The organism is Herbaspirillum sp. SJZ107, assembly GCF_006715485.1.
GTDB lineage: Bacteria > Pseudomonadota > Gammaproteobacteria > Burkholderiales > Burkholderiaceae_D > Telluria.
Genome location: NZ_VFNH01000002.1, coordinates 639,742 through 658,418 on the forward strand (window position 1 = coordinate 639,742; position 18,677 = coordinate 658,418).

The 18,677-nt window shown below is 65.4% G+C and carries 17 protein-coding genes, 1 tRNA gene and 1 pseudogene; 14 read left to right on the forward strand and 5 right to left on the reverse strand.

Annotation, left to right across the window (positions count from 1 at the left end):
- Positions 1–21: 21 nt before the first annotated feature.
- Together FBX97_RS12555 and FBX97_RS12560 are read right to left on the reverse strand one after the other, a co-directional pair.
- Positions 22–747, reverse strand: a complete 726-nt coding sequence (locus FBX97_RS12555; RefSeq protein ID WP_141832065.1) for a YebC/PmpR family DNA-binding transcriptional regulator — start codon at positions 745–747, stop codon at positions 22–24.
- Positions 748–815: 68 nt separating this feature from the next.
- Complete coding sequence (locus FBX97_RS12560) at positions 816–1,664, reverse strand: DUF2182 domain-containing protein (RefSeq protein ID WP_185748570.1); 849 nt, start codon at positions 1,662–1,664, stop codon at positions 816–818.
- 104 nt (positions 1,665–1,768) lie between these two features.
- On the opposite strand from FBX97_RS12560, the gene FBX97_RS12565 reads away from it, so the two are divergent.
- From FBX97_RS12565 to FBX97_RS29595, 4 genes are read left to right on the forward strand one after another with little or no spacing between them, the layout of a single operon-like run.
- A complete protein-coding gene (locus FBX97_RS12565; RefSeq protein WP_141832069.1) occupies positions 1,769–2,689 on the forward strand; it encodes a DMT family transporter in 921 nt (306 codons plus the stop codon).
- 21 nt (positions 2,690–2,710) lie between these two features.
- A complete protein-coding gene (locus tag FBX97_RS12570) occupies positions 2,711–3,106 on the forward strand; it encodes a methylglyoxal synthase (RefSeq protein WP_141832071.1) in 396 nt (131 codons plus the stop codon).
- A gap of 29 nt (positions 3,107–3,135) precedes the next feature.
- On the forward strand, positions 3,136–4,110 hold the full coding sequence (locus FBX97_RS12575; protein WP_141832074.1) for a quinone oxidoreductase: 975 nt from the start codon (positions 3,136–3,138) through the stop codon (positions 4,108–4,110).
- 7 nt (positions 4,111–4,117) lie between these two features.
- A complete protein-coding gene (locus FBX97_RS29595) occupies positions 4,118–4,264 on the forward strand; it encodes a hypothetical protein (protein ID WP_185748571.1) in 147 nt (48 codons plus the stop codon).
- A 163-nt stretch (positions 4,265–4,427) separates the two neighbouring features.
- On the opposite strand, the gene FBX97_RS12580 is transcribed toward FBX97_RS29595, so the two are convergent.
- On the reverse strand, positions 4,428–5,075 hold the full coding sequence (locus tag FBX97_RS12580) for a DUF4136 domain-containing protein (RefSeq protein ID WP_141832076.1): 648 nt from the start codon (positions 5,073–5,075) through the stop codon (positions 4,428–4,430).
- A gap of 208 nt (positions 5,076–5,283) precedes the next feature.
- Here FBX97_RS12580 and pepN point away from each other — a divergent pair, with 208 nt between their 5' ends.
- The 3 genes from pepN to FBX97_RS12595 all read left to right on the forward strand — a co-directional run bounded on the left by pepN (position 5,284) and on the right by FBX97_RS12595 (position 9,340).
- Complete coding sequence (gene pepN / locus FBX97_RS12585; RefSeq protein WP_141832078.1) at positions 5,284–7,995, forward strand: aminopeptidase N; 2,712 nt, start codon at positions 5,284–5,286, stop codon at positions 7,993–7,995.
- A gap of 37 nt (positions 7,996–8,032) precedes the next feature.
- Positions 8,033–9,034 (forward strand): class 1 fructose-bisphosphatase, encoded by a 1,002-nt coding sequence (locus FBX97_RS12590; RefSeq protein ID WP_141832080.1) that lies wholly within the window; start codon positions 8,033–8,035, stop codon positions 9,032–9,034.
- A gap of 230 nt (positions 9,035–9,264) precedes the next feature.
- Positions 9,265–9,340 (forward strand) — tRNA-Thr (locus tag FBX97_RS12595).
- Positions 9,341–9,355: 15 nt separating this feature from the next.
- Here FBX97_RS12595 and FBX97_RS12600 read toward each other — a convergent pair.
- Both FBX97_RS12600 and FBX97_RS12605 read right to left on the reverse strand, forming a co-directional pair.
- Positions 9,356–10,363 carry a pyridoxamine 5'-phosphate oxidase family protein gene (locus FBX97_RS12600; protein WP_141832082.1) on the reverse strand — a complete coding sequence of 336 codons (1,008 nt, stop codon included), beginning with the start codon at positions 10,361–10,363 and terminating at the stop codon, positions 9,356–9,358.
- Positions 10,360–10,986 carry a glutathione S-transferase family protein gene (locus tag FBX97_RS12605; protein ID WP_141832084.1) on the reverse strand — a complete coding sequence of 209 codons (627 nt, stop codon included), beginning with the start codon at positions 10,984–10,986 and terminating at the stop codon, positions 10,360–10,362. Before FBX97_RS12605 ends, FBX97_RS12600 begins: the two co-directional genes overlap by 4 nt.
- 108 nt (positions 10,987–11,094) lie before the next feature.
- Between FBX97_RS12605 and FBX97_RS12610 the strand changes: the two are divergent.
- The 7 genes and pseudogenes from FBX97_RS12610 (at position 11,095) to FBX97_RS12640 (ending at position 18,669) form a co-directional block, all read left to right on the forward strand.
- Positions 11,095–12,003, forward strand: a pseudogene (locus FBX97_RS12610) (LysR family transcriptional regulator).
- Positions 12,004–12,101: 98 nt separating this feature from the next.
- The gene (locus FBX97_RS12615; RefSeq protein WP_141832086.1) at positions 12,102–13,079 is read left to right on the forward strand and encodes a ferritin-like domain-containing protein; all 978 of its coding nucleotides are present in this window, start codon (positions 12,102–12,104) and stop codon (positions 13,077–13,079) included.
- 25 nt (positions 13,080–13,104) lie between these two features.
- The gene (locus FBX97_RS12620) at positions 13,105–14,397 is read left to right on the forward strand and encodes an Nramp family divalent metal transporter (protein ID WP_141832088.1); all 1,293 of its coding nucleotides are present in this window, start codon (positions 13,105–13,107) and stop codon (positions 14,395–14,397) included.
- Between the two features lie 115 nt (positions 14,398–14,512).
- Positions 14,513–15,100, forward strand: coding sequence for a sigma-70 family RNA polymerase sigma factor (locus FBX97_RS12625; protein ID WP_141832090.1), 588 nt, complete (start codon positions 14,513–14,515; stop codon positions 15,098–15,100).
- Positions 15,097–15,801 (forward strand): anti-sigma factor domain-containing protein, encoded by a 705-nt coding sequence (locus FBX97_RS12630; RefSeq protein ID WP_141832092.1) that lies wholly within the window; start codon positions 15,097–15,099, stop codon positions 15,799–15,801. Before FBX97_RS12625 ends, FBX97_RS12630 begins: the two co-directional genes overlap by 4 nt.
- A 367-nt stretch (positions 15,802–16,168) precedes the next feature.
- Positions 16,169–16,936 carry a YqjD family protein gene (locus FBX97_RS12635; protein ID WP_141832094.1) on the forward strand — a complete coding sequence of 256 codons (768 nt, stop codon included), beginning with the start codon at positions 16,169–16,171 and terminating at the stop codon, positions 16,934–16,936.
- A gap of 242 nt (positions 16,937–17,178) precedes the next feature.
- A complete protein-coding gene (locus FBX97_RS12640) occupies positions 17,179–18,669 on the forward strand; it encodes a DUF4331 domain-containing protein (RefSeq protein WP_141832096.1) in 1,491 nt (496 codons plus the stop codon).
- Positions 18,670–18,677: the final 8 nt, after the last annotated feature.

Here is an 18,677-nt window from a genome sequence, read left to right on the forward strand (position 1 = left end):
CGCTTTACTTGAATGGGCGGCTTATTCTTCGATGACCGCGTTGGTATAGACTTCCTGCACGTCGTCCAGGTTTTCCAGGGCGTCGAGCAGTTTCTGCATCTTGACCGCGTCTTCGCCGGTGAATTCGGTCTCGGTGTCCGGCTTCATGATGACTTCGGCCGAATCGGCCTTGAATCCGGCCGCTTCCAGCGCCCCCTTGACGCTCGGGAAGGCGTTCGGGTCGCACAGCACTTCGAAACCGCCTTCCTCGTCCGCGATCACGTCGTCGGCGCCGGCTTCCAGTGCGGCATCCATCAGCTTGTCTTCTTCCACGCCCGGGGCGAACAGGAACTGGCCGACGTGCTTGAACATGAAGGACACCGAACCCTCGGTGCCCATGTTGCCGCCGAACTTGCTGAACGCGTGGCGGACTTCGGCCACGGTACGCACGCGGTTGTCGGTCATGCAGTCGACGATGATCGCCGCGCCGCCGATGCCGTAGCCTTCGTAGCGGATTTCTTCGTAGTTCACGCCTTCCAGGCCGCCCGAGCCGCGCTGGATCGCGCGCGTGACGTTGTCCTTCGGCATGTTCGCATCCGCAGCCTTTTCGACGGCGAGGCGCAGGCGTGGGTTGGTGTTCATGTCGCCGCCGCCCATGCGTGCGGCGACCGTGATTTCCTTGATGAGTCGGGTCCAGATCTTGCCGCGCTTGGCGTCGGTGGCGGCCTTCTTATGCTTGATATTGGCCCATTTGCTGTGTCCAGCCATGTTAAAAGTCCCTTAAAGGATTAAGCGTAATCCCCAGCATTTTAACATAGCCCCCTCTCTTAAAACTGTCAGGGAAACAACAGGGCGGTGCCCCAGGCAACCAGTCCGAGACCCGCAGCACAGGCCAGGAGATGTCCGCTCGGCAACAGTTTTTCGGCCAGGATCAGCACCACCAGGCCGCCGATGACGGGCAGGTTCAGCACCCCGGCCGGCAGCACCAGCGCCAGCAGCAGCCAGCAGCAGCCGGTAGCGCAGCGGGCATCGGCTACCCCCATGCGGAACGCCCCGGGCAGGCCGCGCCGCCATTCGGTACGCACGAAGGCCAGCGGTGCCCGGCAATGTTCGAGGCAGGCATGCTTGGCCGGCGTCCACTGGTAGGCCCCGGCCGCGACCAGCGCCAGCCCGGTGGCCGCCGGCACCAGGACCGCCATCGATTCGTCGAGCGCGCCGGCATCGTGCAGCAGCCAGGCCAGCGTGGCGGCGGCGAGGGCGCAGCCGCTCCACACGGACAGGCAGCCCAGCGTAAACAGCAGGGTGGACAGGTAGACCCAGCGCTCGCGCCGCAGGCGCTTGGCGCGCGCATACAGCAGCACCGCGGGAACTGCCGCCGGCAGCATGATGGCGGCGATGGCGGCCACCCACAGCGCCAGCAGCAGCGCCAGGTCGGCCGCGTTCCAGGGCGCCGTATCGACGGCGTGCAGGCTGAAATCGGTCGTCGGCATGCTGCCGGCACGGAACAGCAGGAGGGCCCAGCACAGGGCCATGACCAGGCCCAGCAGGCTCAGGACCACGGTACGGTCGACGCCGGCACGCGAGGGTGCATGGTCGGGCACGTGCGTGGCACCCTGGCCCGGGACCAGGGCAGGGACTTGCGCGGAGACGTGCGCGGATAGCGGGGCGCCGCTTGGAAACGCCATGAATCCTCCAAGGATGAGGTGTGGACCGCGATTGGACCGCGCCGCCGCGATGGCGTTCGCAGCCGTCCTCAGCCGACTGGCCGGATTCATCCTACAATTGCCTGATGAGCAAAACTGCAATCGACACTTCTGTTGCGCCGGTGACACGTCCGGCACAGTTCGCCGGCCTCTCGATCGCCATTGGCGGGGCCATTTTGTTTTCCACGAAGGCCATTGTCGCCAAACTGCTGTATCGCTACCACATCGATGCGGTAACTTTGATCGCCTTCAGGATGCTGTTCTCGTTTCCGGTATTTGCCGGTGTGGCGCTGTGGAAGATGCGCACCGGGCCGGCGCTGTCGAAGGGCGACCGCTGGCGCCTGGTCGTGCTCGGCCTGCTCGGCTACTACCTGTCGAGCTACCTGGATTTCCTCGGCCTGCAATTCATCTCGGTCGGCCTGGAGCGCCTGATCCTGTTCACCACGCCCACCTTCGTCCTCCTGATGACGGCACTGGTGTTCAAGCGCCGCGTCAACGGCGCCCAGTGGGCGGCACTGGCCCTGTCGTATTGCGGTATCGTGCTGGTCTTCCTGCACGACCTGCAGGGCGGCAGCGGCAGCATCGCCGCCGGCTCGCTGCTGGTGCTCGGCTCGGCGGTCGCGTATGCGGTCTACCTGCTGGGCACCGGCGAGATGGTGAAAAGGATCGGCTCGCTGCGCCTGGTCGCGTATGCGATGTGCGTATCGAGTGCCGCCTGCATCGGCCAGTTCTTCCTGCTGCGCCCGGTCAGCCTGCTGGTGCAGCCGGTGCAGGTATATGGCCTGTCCTTCGTCAACGGGCTATTCTGTACCATCTTCCCGGTCTTCATGACGATGGCCGCGGTGCAGCGCATCGGCGCCCCCAGCGCGTCGCAGGCCGGCATGATCGGCCCGGTGTCGACGCTGTTCCTCGGTTGGGCGCTGCTGGGCGAGCCGATCACGGCGATCCAGCTCGGCGGCACTGCGCTGGTGCTGGGGGGAATTTATATGCTGTCGCTGAAAAAATAACCTTAACGAAAAAGAGAGACGATGAACCCACAGCTCAAGCCAAGAATCGCCCTGATTGCCCACGACAAGAAAAAAGACGACATGGTCGCGCTGGCCGCCGCATACCGCGACTTCCTGCGCACCTGCACGCTGTCGGCCACCGGCACCACCGGCGCGCGCCTGATCGCGGAGGTCGGCCTGGACGTCACGCGCATGCATTCCGGCCCGTTCGGCGGCGACCTGCAGATCGGCGCCAACCTGGTGAACGGCGAAGTCGATTGCGTGATCTTCCTGCGCGACCCGATGACGCCGCAGCCGCACGAGCCGGACATCAACGCGCTGGTGCGCGCCTGCGACGTCCACGACGTCCCGTGCGCCACCAACGTGGCCAGCGCGCGGCTGGTGCTGTCGCAGCTGATCGCGCAATCGGCACACTGATTTTTCCACGGACCCCTGAGGAGAAGAACATGGCAAAGGCAATCCGCTTCGCGCGCACCGGCGGTCCCGAGGTGCTGGAACTGGCCGACGTCGACGTCGGCGAACCCGGCCCCGGGCAGGCGCGCGTGCGCAACCACGCGATCGGCGTGAATTTCATCGACGTGTATTTCCGCAATGGTCTATATCCACTCGATCTGCCGAATGGCCTGGGCCAGGAAGGGGCGGGCGTGGTCGAGGCCGTCGGACCGGATGTGACCCATGTCAAGCCGGGTGATCGTGTGGCCTATGCGGCGCGCCCGAACGGGGCCTACAGTGAAGTGCGCGTGATGCCGGCGGATATCCTGGTGCGCTTGCCGGACGACATCCCGTTTGACACGGGTGCCGCCATGCTGCTGCAGGGCCTGACCGTGCAATACCTGTTCCGGCAAACCTGGAAGCTCGAACCCGGGCAGACCGTGCTGTTCCATGCGGCAGCCGGCGGCGTCGGCCTGATCGCCTGCCAGTGGGCACGCGCGATCGGCGCGAACCTGATCGGTACCGTGGGGTCAAACGAGAAGGCGGAGCTGGCCAGAAGCCATGGGGCCGCCCATGTCATCAACTACAACACGGAGGACGTGGTGCAGCGGGTCATGGAGATCACGGGTGGGGCCAAGGTGCCGGTCGTGTTCGACTCGGTCGGCAAGGACACGTTTGCGCGCTCGCTCGATTGCCTGGCGCCGCTCGGCCTGATGGTCAGCTTCGGCAATTCGTCCGGGGCGGTGCCGCCGTTCGCGCTGAGCGAACTGGTGTCGCGCGGCTCGCTGTTCATCACGCGCCCCACGCTGCAGACCTATGCTTCGACGCGCGAAAAACTCGAGGCGATGGCGGCCGACCTGTTCCAGATGGTCTCCAGCGGCCAGGTCAGCATCGAGATCAACCAGCGCTTCCCGCTGGCCGACGCCGCCCAGGCTCACATCGAGCTGGAAGCGCGCCGCACCACGGGCAAGACCATCCTGCTGCCATGAGCCTGCCATGAGGGAATTCAGCGACGACAGGGAACCGCCGATGGAACCGGAGCCGGCCACCCAGCCGCGTTTCGGGCGTTTGCTGGTGGTGCTGCTGCTGGCGATCTTGCTGATCGTGGCGATTACGTTTGGGTCGGAGGCGTATTTTTCATAAGTGAACGGGCCACTACCTGCGCTTCAGTCCGCAAAAGTAAAACGTCGTTCCTGCGAAGGCAGGAACCCAAGTTCGAGGCGTATCGCCAAACTTGGGTCTCTGCCTCCACAGGGACGACGCTTTACAGGTATCGGTTAAGCCGGTAGCCGTTTCAGTCTACCGATCACCCATTCTGCTGCGGCTGCTGCTTCAACTCGATCACCCGCGACCCGCCATTCGGCCCCGGAAAACCTTCGAACGCGCTCTGCACCAGCGCCGGCATCACCGCCGGCGTCGATTCCTGCCTGCTGACGTTGCGCACGGTGACGTCGAACAGGCGCTTGCCGTCGCCCGCCTGCTGGATTCCGATCTGGACCTGGCGATGGTAACGGTGCTCTTCCTGCACGTCGTACATTGGCATCGGACCCCAGAACGGGTCATAGAAGGGGCTGTACCAGCCGGCGCCGCCCCAGAAGCGGCGGCGGCCGCCGAAGTAGGCGAAGCGCGGCGAGTAGGCGTAGGTCGGGGCGAAGGCCGGGTAGACCACCTGGGTCGGCACGTCGATGGTCGAGAAGCGCATCGATACCTTCAGCGCCGGCGCCTGCGGCGCTTCATGGAAGCCGAGACGGGCCATCTGGCCGCGCACCAGGTTCTGGTAGCTCTGCAGCTCGAGGGTATTGTCTTGGGCCGGCGCGGTCTCGAAGGCGTAGCTCTTCTCGGGCAACTGGGCCGGCCATTGGTTGAAGGTGGTGACGTTGCTGCGAATCGTGGTCGCGCAGCCGCCCAGCAGCAGGCTCAATGAAGCCGCTGCCAAAATCATTGTGCGTTTCATGATGGATATCTCTCTGGTATCGCGCTTTGTGAGCGCGCTTTGTAATCGGTCTGGTGCAGGGATATATCTTATTCTGGTTGTGCGATATTCGCTTGACCATTTACCGGCGGTTACCGGGTGTACATATCGATACATGAAATCGAACGGAAATGGTCTGCAAGCTGTTGGTAAAATAAGCACTTCACCAACGGCTTTTGCGGACCCTACCATGCGCACCGATACGCCCCAGACCATTTACCGGAAGGACTACACCGCCCCCAGCTACCTGGTCGAGACCGTGGAGCTCGGCTTCGACCTCGATCCCGCCCGTACCATCGTCGCCAACCGGCTGACGCTGCGCCGCAATCCGGACAGTGCCCAGCGTGAAATCGAGCTGTACGGCGAAGATATTGAACTGGTGGCGATCCGGCTGAACGGCAAGGTGCTGCAGGAGCAGGATTACCAGCGCGACGGTACGCTGCTGCGTATTCCGACGGCTGCGCTCGATACGCCGGATGAGCTTGTGCTGGAAATCGAGACCATCTGCGTTCCGGAGAGCAATACCACGCTCAGCGGCCTGTACGTGTCCAACGGCAATTTCTACACGCAATGCGAAGCCGAAGGCTTCCGCCGCATCACGTATTTCCCGGACCGTCCGGACGTGATGGCGAAATACAAGGTCATGCTGCGCGCGGACAAGGACAAGTTCCCGGTCCTGCTCTCGAACGGTAACCTGATCGAAGAAGGCGAGCTGGACGACGGCCGCCATTACGCGCTGTGGGAAGACCCGTTCAAGAAGCCTTCCTACCTGTTCGCGCTGGTCGCCGCACGCCTGGTGTGCCAGGAAGAGACTTTCCCGCTGGCGGATGGGCGCCAGGCGCTGCTGCAGGTGTGGGTCGAAGACGGCAACCTCGACAAGACCGATTACGCGATGCAATCGCTCAAGCGCAGCATCCGCTGGGATGAAGAGCGTTGGAACCTCGAGCTCGACCTGGACCGCTTCATGATCGTCGCCGTCGGCGACTTCAACATGGGCGCGATGGAAAACAAGGGCCTGAACATCTTCAACACCAAGTACGTGCTGGCCAATCCGCGGGTTGCCACCGACGTCGACTTCCAGGGCATCGAAGCCGTGGTCGGCCACGAATACTTCCACAACTGGACCGGCAACCGCGTGACCTGCCGCGACTGGTTCCAGCTGTCGCTGAAGGAAGGCCTGACCGTGTTCCGCGACCAGGAATTCTCGGCCGACATGATCGGCACCGATACCGGCCGCGCCGTTACCCGCATCGACCAGGTGCGCACCCTGCGCCAGGCCCAGTTCCCGGAAGATTCGGGTCCGATGGCCCACCCGGTGCGCCCCGACTCCTTTGTCGAGATCAACAATTTCTATACCGTCACGGTGTACGAGAAGGGCGCCGAAGTCGTGCGCATGTACCAGACCCTGCTGGGCCGCGAAGGCTTCCGCAAAGGCATGGACCTGTATTTCGAGCGCCACGACGGGCAAGCCGTCACCTGTGACGATTTCCGCCTGGCCATGGCCGATGCGAATGGACGCGACCTGACCCAGTTCGAGCGCTGGTACAGCCAGGCCGGCACCCCGGTGGTGCAGGCCGAGACCCGCTACGACGAGCAGGCCGGCACCTACGAACTGCGCCTGGTCCAGTCCTGCCCGGCCACCCCGGGCCAGCCGGAAAAGCTGCCCTTCCACATCCCGGTCGCCGTCGGCCTGCTGGGCAAGGATGGCCGCGACCTGCCGCTGACGGTGGATGGCAAGGACTACGGCACCACCGCCGTGCTGGAGCTGACCGAAGCGGACCAGACCTTTGTCTTCACCGGCGTCCTTGAACAGCCGACGCCGTCGATCCTGCGCGACTTTTCGGCGCCGGTGATCCTGAAATACGGCTACAACGACGCCGAACTGACGCTGCTGTTCAATCACGACAGCGATCCGGTCAACCGCTGGGAAGCCGGCCAGCGCCTGGCGATGAGCCGCCTGGTCCGGCTGGCCGGCAGCCTGGCCGCGCACAACGCGACGGTCGCGCTGGACGCCGATCGGGTCGCCGCCGCGCTCGACCTCGACGACGTGTTCGTCGAAGCGATGCGCAAGATGTTGACTGACGACACGCTGGACCCGAATTTCCGCGAGCAGGCGCTGCTGCTGCCTTCCGAGACCATGATCGCCGACCAGTTCGACGTGGTCGACCCGCTGGCCATCCACATGGCGCGCCAGTTCGTGCGCGCCGACATCGGCGCCCGCCTGCGCAGCGAGCTGCTGGCCCAGTACCAGGCCAACCAGACGCCGGGCGAGTACAGCCCGGATGCCGTATCGATCGGCAAGCGTGCGCTGAAGAACCTGGCGCTGGCCTACCTGTGCGCGGCGCCGGATGCCGAGACGATCGCCCTGGCGCGCAAGCAGTTCGACGAAGCCGGCAACATGACCGACCGCGTCGCCGCACTGTCGGCGCTGATCCATGCGCGTGCCGCCAGCGATGAAGCGGATGCCGCCGCGAGCGAGGCGCTGCAGCGCTTCTACGACGAGTTCCAGGGCGAGGCGCTGGTGGTCGACAAGTGGTTCGCGATGCAGGCGTCGGCGCCGAGCACCGGCGTCGAGGCAGTGCGCGAACTCATGACGCACAAGGCCTTCACGCTGCGTAATCCGAACCGCGCGCGCAGCCTGGTGTCTACCTTCTGCGCCGGCAACCCGGTCGCCTTCCACGCGCCCGACGGCAGCGGCTACGCATTCTGGGCCGAGCAGGTCGTCGCGCTGGACGCGCTCAACCCGCAGGTCGCCAGCCGCCTGGCACGCGCGATGGACCGCTGGCGCCGTTACGCACCGGCCCTGCAGGCGCACATGAAAAAAGCGCTGCAGGAGGTCGCAGGACAGACGAAATTGTCGAATGACGTGCGTGAAGTGATCAGCAAGGCATTAGCGAATTAATTGTAGGAATCCATATAAACAAAGGAACTGGAAGTTCATGAAACGTGTCAGCCTGACCCAATACCTCGTCGAGGAACAACGCCTCCACGACAACATCCCCGCCGAGCTGCGCCTCCTGATCGAGGTCGTGGCGCGTGCCTGCAAGACCATCAGCCACTCGGTCGGCAAGGGCGCCCTCGGGGACATCCTCGGCAGCGCCGGTTCCGAGAACGTCCAGGGCGAAGTGCAGAAGAAGCTCGACGTGATCTCCAACGAGATCCTGCTCGAAGCCAACGAGTGGGGCGGCCACCTGGCAGCAATGGCGTCGGAAGAAATGGAATCGATCCACCCGATCCCGAACCGCTACCCGATGGGCGAATACATGCTGCTGTTCGATCCGCTGGACGGCTCCTCGAACATCGACGTCAACGTCTCGATCGGCACCATCTTCTCGGTACTGAAGGCGCCGGAAGGCATGAGCGCCCCGACCGAAGCCGACTTCATGCAGCCCGGCACCCAGCAGGTCGCCGCCGGCTACGCCGTGTACGGCCCGCAGACCATGCTGGTGCTGACCACCGGCAACGGCGTCAACTGCTTCACGCTCGACCGCGAGATGGGTTCCTGGGTCCTGACCCAGAAGAACATGCAGATTCCGGAAGACACCAAGGAATTCGCGATCAACATGTCGAACCAGCGCCACTGGCACCCGCCGGTGCAGCGCTACGTCAGCGAGATGCTGGCAGGCAAGACCGGCCCGCGCGGCAAGGACTTCAACATGCGCTGGATCGCCTCGATGGTGGCCGACGTGCACCGCATCCTGAGCCGCGGCGGCATCTTCATGTACCCGGCCGACCTGCGCGACCCGTCGCAGCCGGGCAAGCTGCGCCTGATGTACGAAGCCAACCCGATGGCCATGATCGTCGAGCAGGCCGGCGGCGCCGCCACCGACGGCCGCCAGCGCATCCTCGACATCCCGCCGACCAAGCTGCACCAGCGCGTGCCGGTGTTCCTGGGGTCGAAGAGCGAAGTCGAGCGCGTGACCAGCTACCACGCGGAATAATTCGTTCGCTAGCCGTGAAACCGTCGCCCCTGCGAAGGCAGGGGCCCAAGTTGCGTGCGTTTCGATAGCGCAGGCAGAACTTGGGCCCCTGCCTTCGCAGGGGCGACGATGATTCTGGCGACTGTTTTCAGCCTCGCACACAAAATTGCCGAGGCAGACTAGCAAGTTTGCACTGTTGTTTGTTAGAATACGGGTCCCTGCTGCACGGCCAGTCCGTCAAGCAGTGTGTCGCCGCTGTAGCTCAGTCGGTAGAGCAGCGCATTCGTAATGCGAAGGTCACCAGTTCGATTCCGGTCAGCGGCACCAGAATTCAGTAAGAGATCAAAGGGTTGCAAGCGAAAGCTTGTGACCCTTTTTTCTTTCCAGCTCTTGCGCCGCGGCGTCCCAGTCCCCGGTCCGCGCCAGCTGCGCCGCCGGCTGCGCCTCGCTCCACCGCAAGGGCAGCGCCCCGACATTGCGCACCACCTCGCGTACTTGCAAGCGCAGCAGCCGCTCTGCCCCCTCGAAGGCCTCGACCAGCGGCCCGTCCCAGACAATCTCGCCCTCGACCGCCAGGTGCAGCAGGTCGCCGCTGTCGACATCGACGAACAGCAGCCCGGCGCGCGGATAGACCGCCAGGTTCCCCAGCGTGTTGAAGAAAGAATTCCCGGCAAAGTCCGGCACCAGCAGGATGCCGCCGGCAGCGGCATGCACGAAACCCGGCCGCCCGCCGCGGTGCGAGACGTCGACGCCGCGCGCCCCATCGGCTTGTGCAGCGGCCTGCGCATCGGGGTTGGCACTGGCGATGAACAAGGTATCGGCACGCCTGATAAGGGCAAGGTCACGCTCGTCGAGCGCGGCGGCGCGCACGACCAGCGGCGCGGCAGGCGGCGTCACGGCACGCGGCGTGCGCTGCTGGATATATTGCGGACAATTGCCGAAGCTCTGCTCCACGGCGACAGTCACCACGCCGCCATCCACCGTATCGATGACGCCGTTGACCCGGTTGCGCCGCCGCGTCGCCGGCACCAGGCCCAGTCCGCCCACGCGGCGCCCGGGCAGCAGCTGGCCCTGCAGCGGGTCGCCGGGCAGCGGGCCGCCGACAATCCGCAACGTGCGCGCATCCGGCGCCGAGATGAAACCCGGCGTGCCGGCCAGCACCGTGGCCCAGGGCTGGCCGTCCGCGTCCAGCGCGCCCAGGAAAAACAGGGGCAGCTGGCCGAAGAACTGGCGGTGCTGGTCCGGCATGTGGTCGCGGATTGCGGCAGAGGCGCGCTGGGCGTATTCGGCGGGGACGCCGGCGCGGGCCTGCACCTGCAGTTCGCCGGCGTGAAAGCGCGATGGATTCATGATGCGTACTCCTCGGGTGCGACGCCGGCGACGGTTGACGGCATGGCGACGAAGCCGGGCAGGGCGCGTACACGGTCGAGCCAGGCGCGGATGCGCGGATAGGGCAGCAGCGAGACGCCGCCTTCCGGCGCATGCGCGATATAGCTGTAGGCGGCCACGTCGGCCAGGGTGGGCGCGGCGCCGACCAGGAACGGCCCGGCGAGTTCGCCTTCCATCGTGTCGAACAGGCGTACCGCGATCGCCTTGACCACGTCGTGGTCGATGCGTGCGCCGAACACGGTCACCAGCCGCGCCGCCGCCGGGCCGTAGGCGATCTTGCCGGATGCCGTCGACAGCCAGCGCTGGACCCGGGCCGCGGCCAGCGGTTCGCGCGGCAGCCAGCGTCCGCCGGCGTCGTATTTCAGGGCCAGATAGACCAGGATGGCGGTCGAGTCGGCCAGGACGGCGTCGCCGTCTTCCAGCACCGGGATTTCGCCGAACGGACTCATGGCCAGGAAGGCCGGCGTGCGGTTGGCGCCCGCGGCCATGTCGACCGTGGCGAATTCGTACGGGAGTCCCAGCAGGCTCAGGAACAGCTGCACGCGGTGGGTATGGCCGGACAGGGGTATGCCGTGGAGTTTCATGGTGGCGCTTCCTTTTATCAGTGAGTCATCAGTGTAGGCAAGGCCCTCCGTTTCGATAAGACGGACAATCGGGGAATCACTGTTCATCCAAAGCGTACAATCGTCCCCATGGATATTTCTGCCGTCAACCTGAACCGCCTGGCCATCTTCGTCGCCGTCGTCGAAGCCGGGTCACTGACCGCTGCGGCCGGACGCCTGGGCCTGGCCAAGTCGATGGTCAGCAAGCACATGCAGTTGCTGGAAGCCGAGGTCGGCGTGGCCCTGCTGGTGCGCTCCACGCGCACACTGCGCCTGACCGAGGCCGGGCGCGCCTTTTATGACGCCAGCCGCCAGGTGCTGCAGACGGCCGAAGCGGCAATCGAGCAGGCGCGCAGCGGACGCGACAGCGTGCAGGGCAAGCTGCGCGTGGCGGCGCCGGTCGATTACGGGGTGATGGTGGTGGCGCCGCTGCTGTCCAGGCTGCGGGCGCAGCATCCCGGCCTGACGGTCGAGCTGCTGTGCGCCGACCACCGGGTCGACCTGATTGCCGAAGGCATCGACGTGGCCGTGCGACTCGGCAAGCTGGCCGATTCCGGCCTGCAGGCGGCGCGCGTCGGGCCCTTGCTGCGCTGGCTGGTGGCCAGCCCCGATTTCATTGCCCGCCACGGCATGCCGGCGACGCCGGCCGCGCTGGCAGCCTTGCCGTACGTGGAACTGACCGTGGTGGCCCAGCCTGGCAGCCTGACCCTGAGCGACGCCGGCGGCTAGGTGCAGGAAGTGGCAATGCGCCATACCGTGTTTTCGACCAACACCGCCTATGCCTCGCGCGCGGCGGCGCTGGCCGGCGACGGCGTGCTGCGCGCGACCGTGTTTTCGGTCCACGACGACGTCGCGGCAGGGCGCCTGGTGCGCCTGTTGCCGGACTGGTCGCTGCCGGCGAGCGATATCCATGCCGTCTATCCGGCGTCGCCGAACCTGCCACACAAGGTGCGCGTCTTCATTGATGAACTTAAAACGAGCGTTATGAAAAAAATTTGAATCCGAACGCAGCCCCATCCAGTACAAGCTTTACGCACATATGAGATTGCCATGTGCCGGCGATGTTTTTCGACCTCAAATTGAACGGGAGAAATACCATGACGGACACCAATGTCACCTTGGCTTTACTGGAATCGCGCAAGCAAAAGCTGGAAAAGCGGCGCTCGTTTTTCAAGAATGTCGGCGGCCTCAGCGTCGGCCTGGTGGGCGGCACCCTGCTCAGCGCCTGCGGCGGCTCGGTCCACGATGCCATTGCCCAGTCGGCGCAGCCGACCGATACCGATATCCTCAACTTTGCACTGAACCTGGAATACCTGGAAGCGCAGTTCTATTCGTATGCGGTGTTCGGCACCGGGCTGGCCGCCAACATGCTGACCGGCACCGGCACCCAGGGTGCAGTCACCGGCGGCAAGAAGGTGCCGTTCAAGGATCCGCTGGTCGCGCAATACGCCAAGGAAATTGCTCAGGATGAGATCGCGCACGTCGGCTTCCTGCGCTCGGCCCTCGGCAGCGCCGCGGTGGCGCAGCCGGCGATCGACATCGGCGGGTCCGATCCGAACGGTGCGTTCTCGAATGCGGCGCGGGCAGCCGGGCTGGTCGGTGCCGGCGTGGCCTTCGATCCCTATGCCAGCGACGAGAATTTCCTGCTGGGCGCCTTCATCTTCGAGGACGTCGGCGTGACAGCGTACAAGGGCGCATCGCCGCTGATCCAGAACAAGACCTTCCTTGAAGCGGCCGCCGGCATCCTGGCCGCGGAAGCCTATCACGCCGGCCTGGTGCGGACGGTGCTGTACACGAAAGGCTTGAGCACGCCGAGCCTGCGCACCGCCGCCGGCGCGATTTCCGATGCGCGCGACAGCCTCGACAATGCGGCGGACGTCGACCAGGGCATCGTCGACACGGCCGACAACACGGTGTCGAACATCGTCCCGCTCGACAAGAACGGCATCGCCTTCAGCCGTAGCCCGGGCGACGTGCTGAACATCGTCTATCTCACCAAGGAATCGGTGACCATGGGCGGCTTTTTCCCGAAAGGCGCGAATGGCACGCTGAACCTGAGCACGGCGTACGCCTGATCCTCCGGGCCACGGAGGAGCGGGCATGACGCCACCCGTACTCACGCCGAGCGTGGAAGGTGGAGCCGGACACGTTGCCACTTCCTGGTGGCGCCGCCTGTTCGGCTTCATCGGCCCCGGCTACCTGGTGGCGGTGGGCTATATGGACCCGGGCAACTGGGCCACCGACCTGGCCGGCGGCGCGGCCTACGGCTATTCGCTGCTGTGGGTGATCGGCCTGTCGAGCGGGATGGCGATGCTGCTGCAGATCCTGGCGGCGCGGCTGGGCATCGTGGCGGGCGCCGACCTGGCGCAACTGTGCCGCCGCCATGCAACGCCGCGCTCGTGCATCGCCCAGTGGCTGCTGTGCGAACTGGCGATCTGCGCCTGCGACCTGGCCGAGGTGATCGGCACGGCGGTCGCGCTCAAGCTGCTGTTCGGCATGCCGCTCAGCGCCGGGGTGCTGCTGACGGTGCTCGACGTGCTGCTCATCCTGTGGCTGCAGCAGCGCGGGATGCGTTACCTCGAGGCCTTCGTGGTAAGCCTGATGGGGATCGTGTTCCTGTGCTTCGGCATCAACCTGGTACTGGCCGGGCCGGACTGGCAGGCCGTCGCGGCCGGGCTGGTGCCGACCGCGCGCACGGTCACCGACCCCCGCATGCTCTACCTTGCCATCGGCATCATCGGCGCCACCGTCATGCCGCACAACCTGTATCTGCATTCCTCGATCGTGCAGACGCGCCGCCCCGGTGCCGGCGACGCCGGCCGGCGCAGCGCGATCGGCTTCGCCACCGCCGACATCGTGGTGGCGCTGGCCCTGGCGCTGCTCGTCAACGGCGCGATCCTGGTCACCGCGGCAGCGGTATTCCATGCCAGCGGCCACCAGGACATGGCGAACCTGGAAGATGCGTATCGCCTGATGGGACCCTTGACCGGCAGCGCGCTGGCCGGCGTCCTGTTCGCGCTGGCCCTGCTGGCGGCGGGGCAGAGTTCGTCGATCACGGCCACGCTGGCCGGCCAGGTGGTGATGGAGGGCTTTGTCCGCCTGCGCGTGCCGGCCTGGCAGCGGCGGCTGGCGACGCGCGCGCTGGCGGTGGTGCTGGCCTTCCTGGTCACGCTGCTGTGCGGCGACGAGGGCATCGGCCGCCTGCTGCTGCTGAGCCAAGTCATCCTGAGCCTGCAGCTGCCGTTTGCGATGTTCCCGCTGATCCGTTTTACTGCCGACCCGCGGATCATGGGACGCTTCGCCAATCCGCGCTGGATGACGCTGCTGGCATGGGCCGCCATGGCCACGATCGTCGCTCTGAACGCCGTGCTGATCGGAAAGGCCCTGTCATGAGCGCCGCCGGCTACCGGAAAACATTTCGCGATGTCAGCAGTGCAGCGAGGAAAGTTATGGTACTTTCGTTGCACTTGCCATTTTTTCAACCCACCATTTTCGACAAAGGCGCGCAGTGTCCGACGTCCATCCTCCCGATTCCGTCCAGCTGCAGGCCTGGCTGCGCGCCGCCGCCCTGCACGATGCGGAGGCGTTCCGCGCGCTTTACGAGGCCACCTCGGCCAGGCTGTACGGGTTTGCGCTGCGCATCCTGGCCAAGCCCGAGCTGGCCGAGGAAGCGCTGCAGGACGGTTTCGTCGCCATCTGGCACCACGCGGGCAGTTACCAGAGCCAGCTGGCGGCGCCCATGACCTGGATGACCACCATCGTCCGCAACAAGGCGCTCGATCTGCTGCGGGCCGGCGGCAACGGCGCCGACATCAGCCTCGAACCGTTCGACAGCGAGGTGGTGGAAGCATTGCGCGATCCGGATGCGACCCCGATCGAAGCGCTGGCGATCAGCCGCGAAGCCAGGGCGCTGGCCTACTGCATGTCGGCGCTGGAAGGCGTGCACCGGCAGGTGGTCGGCCTGGCCTTCTTCCACGACCTGTCGCACAGTGAAGTGGCGCAGCGGATGGCGCTGCCGATCGGTACCGTCAAGACCTGGATCCGGCGCAGCCTGGGGCGCCTGAAAACCTGCCTCGAGAAAGGCGGGCAGCCATGAACCTGCGCGACAAACCCGAACTGCGCGACCGCCTCGCCGCCGAGTACGTGCTCGGTACGCTGAAGGGCGGCGCGCGGCGCCGCTTCGAGGCTTACCTGCACGGCGACGCGGCCCTGCGCCGTACCGCGGACGAATGGCGCGACCGCCTGGCGCCGCTGGCCGAGTTCGCACCCCCACGGCAGCCGCGCAAGCAGGTGTGGAAGCGGATCGCGCAGCGCCTGCACCTGCGCGAAAGGCATCCTGCCTGGCAGTTCTGGCACAGCGAGTCGCTGCTGTTCTGGCGCTGGCTGGGCGGCTTGTCGACGGCGGCGGCGCTGGTGCTGGTCACGGTGCTCGCGCTCGGTCCGGGCCGGCAGGCGCCGCAGCCGGATTACATCGCCACCCTGGCGGACGACAAGGCGCAGCCGGTGCTGCTGCTGACCGGCGACGAGGAGCGCCGCCTGCTGACCGTGCGCCTGCTCGGCAACGTCGCCGTCGCCGCCGACCGGACGCTGCAGCTGTGGGCGGTGCCGGTGCAGGGCAACCCGCGCTCGCTCGGCATCCTGGCCGGCCGCGAGAGCACGCTGGCGCTGGACCGCGCCGCACTCGGTGCCGGGGTGGCGATGCTGGCGGTGTCGCTGGAGCCGCGCGGCGGCTCGCCCGATCCGAAGGGGCCGACCGGTCCGATCCTGTACAAGGGCAACTGGGTGCGGGTGATGTGAGCGCGTTGCCGGTGCCTGGCCGGCACAATTTCCTCCGATCGAATAGCTCTGTTAGGCACCGCACAGTCCCGACGTGCTGAAAGTTATATTTTTTCTATCGTGAACTCCGCGAACTCAACAGCGCCGGAAATGGCGCCGCGGAACAGCAGCGAATGCGAGAGGGATCGGCTACTCCGGGAACTTTTGAGCAGCTTCATTGTCAACGGCGATAAGTCTTGATTGTGTGCACTGTTCAGTTGGTTACGTTGATATAGCGCAGCCCACTCACGTGCCTTCGTTTTGTTTGGTAGGGAATGAGGGAAGAATGTGGTGATGGTCGAGTTTCGGTCTACTCCGCGTCGGTCTACAATTTAAAGAGGAATTCATCATGGATAATCAAAAGTCGAACGAAGCAAAAGGCACCAATGTAGGCAGCACCCCAGGCAACCAGGGCAGCGCCAGCAACGCATCGGGCAGCCTGAACAAGAGCACCCAGCTGAACCAGGGCAAGGACCAGACCATCGGCGGCTCGACCGGTTCCAGCACCGGCGGCGCCACCGCCAGCACCCAGGGCGTCGGCTCGATGGGCGCCATGAGCGCCAGCGGTTCGACCGCGGGCGGCACCAACAGCCAGAGCGGCCAGCAGAACAGCCAGAGCGGCGCTGCTACCGGTTCGGGCACCGGCGGCGATCTGAAGGACGCAGCCAAGGACGCAGCCGGCAAGGCCCAGGACGCCGCCAAGGATGCAGCCGGCAAGGTCCAGGACGCAGCCAAGGATGCAGCCGACAAGGCCCAGAACGTGATCGGCAAGGCCCAGGACGCCGCCGACCAGAAGGCGCAAGACCTGCACCAGTCGATCGACAAGGCCGCTGACGCCGCCAAGCCGCTGGTCGACAAGGCCGTCAACAGCGTGCAGCCGGTCGTCGACCGCCTGGCTACCAGCGCCCACGCCGGCGTCGACAAGCTGCAGGGCCTGCTGAGCGGTGCCACCTCGGGTCTGGGCGACCGCAAGGAGCAACTGAGCGACGCCTACGGCCAGTACATGGACCAGGGCCGCGACTACGTGCGCCAGAACCCGGGTACCGCCGTGGCGATCGCCGCCGGCGTCGGTTTCATCCTGGCCAAGATCCTGGGTGGCGGCCGCCGCGATTATTGATATCGCTACCGGTCGGTTGCGCCTCCCGCTCCGGGAGGCCGCCGATCCTCGACCTTTGAAGCCGGCATCATGCCGGCTTTTTTATTGCCCCCGATCCGCCCAGCCAAACTGACCGACACTGTTGGCTTTCGGCAAAAATGCCAAATTTATTTAATAACTTCAATCGTGCGCTCATCCTTTTGGGGAGAAGATGTATTTATTGCTGACATCGGCAATCAATAACATCAAATCAAGGGGGAGCAATGCAAAAGCTACAAAAATGGAGTCCGGCGCTCGTGCTCGCCGGCGTCGCCCTGGGCGCAGTCATGGCACCGGCCGGCGCGTCCAGCCACCGCGAAGCACCTTTCCTGACCAATGCGCCCAAAGTCGACGGCACCGACTTCTACATGTTCCGCAGCTATGCGCCGGGCCGCCAGGACTACGTCACGCTGATTGCCAACTTCATTCCGTTCCAGGATCCGCAGGGCGGCCCGAACTTCTACCAGTTCGACCAGAATGCCCTGTACGAGATCCATATCGACAATAACGGCGATGCCAAGGAAGACATCACTTTCCAGCTGCGCTTCAAGAACACCTCGAAGCGTACCGCGCTGACGATCGGCGGCAAGCAGGTGCTGATCCCCCTGATCAATTCGTCCACCATCAGCGGCGTCAATCCGGCCTCGCTCAACGTGCGCGAGACCTACACCATCGACATGGTCAAGGGCGACCGCCGCGCCGGTACCCGCACGCGCCTGGCCGGTACCGGCGGCGCCACCGAATTCGACAAGCCGGTCGACAATATCGGCGACAAGACCTTCGGCGGCACCAGCGGTTACGAAACCTACGCCAACCAGCACATCTACGACATCACGATCCCCGGCTGCGGTACCGGCCGCGTCTTCGTCGGCCAGCGCAAGGAACCCTTCTATATCGCGGTCGGCAAGATCTTCGACCTGTTCAACCTGAATCCGCTGGGCGCCGAAGCGGCCGGCAACAAGAACGACCTCGAAGGCAAGAACGTCAGCTCGATCGCGCTGGAAGTGCCGATCGCCTGCCTGACCGCGGCCGGCGAACCCGTCATCGGCGGCTATGCCACCGCCAGCGTGCGCCAGGGCCGCCTGATCAATCCGGCGCCGGGCTCCGGCATCAACAGCGCGGTGAAGGAAGGCGGCCCGTGGGCCCAGGTCTCGCGCCTCGGCATGCCGCTGGTGAACGAGGTGATCATCGGGATGGACGACAAGGACCGTTTCAATTCCTCCAAACCGAAGGATGATGCCCAGTTCCTGAACTACGTCACCAATCCGGTGCTGCCGGCGGTGGTCGAGACCCTGTTCCCGTCCGCCAAGGCGCCGACCAACTTCCCGCGCACCGACCTGGTCACCGCCTTCCTGAAAGGCTTGCCGGGCGTGAACCAGCCGAAGAACGTGGTGGCCTCGGAAATGCTGCGCCTGAACACCAGCACCGCGCCGACCGCGCTGGCCAACCAGAATGTGCTCGGCGTGGCCGGCGGCGATAATGCCGGCTTCCCCAACGGACGCCGCCCGGCCGACGACGTGGTCGACGTCTCGCTGCGCGTGGCGATGGGCGCGCTGTGCGTACTCACCGGCACGAGCGATGCGCTGGGCGTCGGCTGCAAACCGGCCGATGCGCCGGCCGGCGGGCTCAAGCTGACCGACGGCGTGCGCAAGAGCGCGGCCGACTTCAAGCCGGCTTTCCCTTACCTGAACACCCCGCTGCCGGGCAATCAATAAAGGGAGGC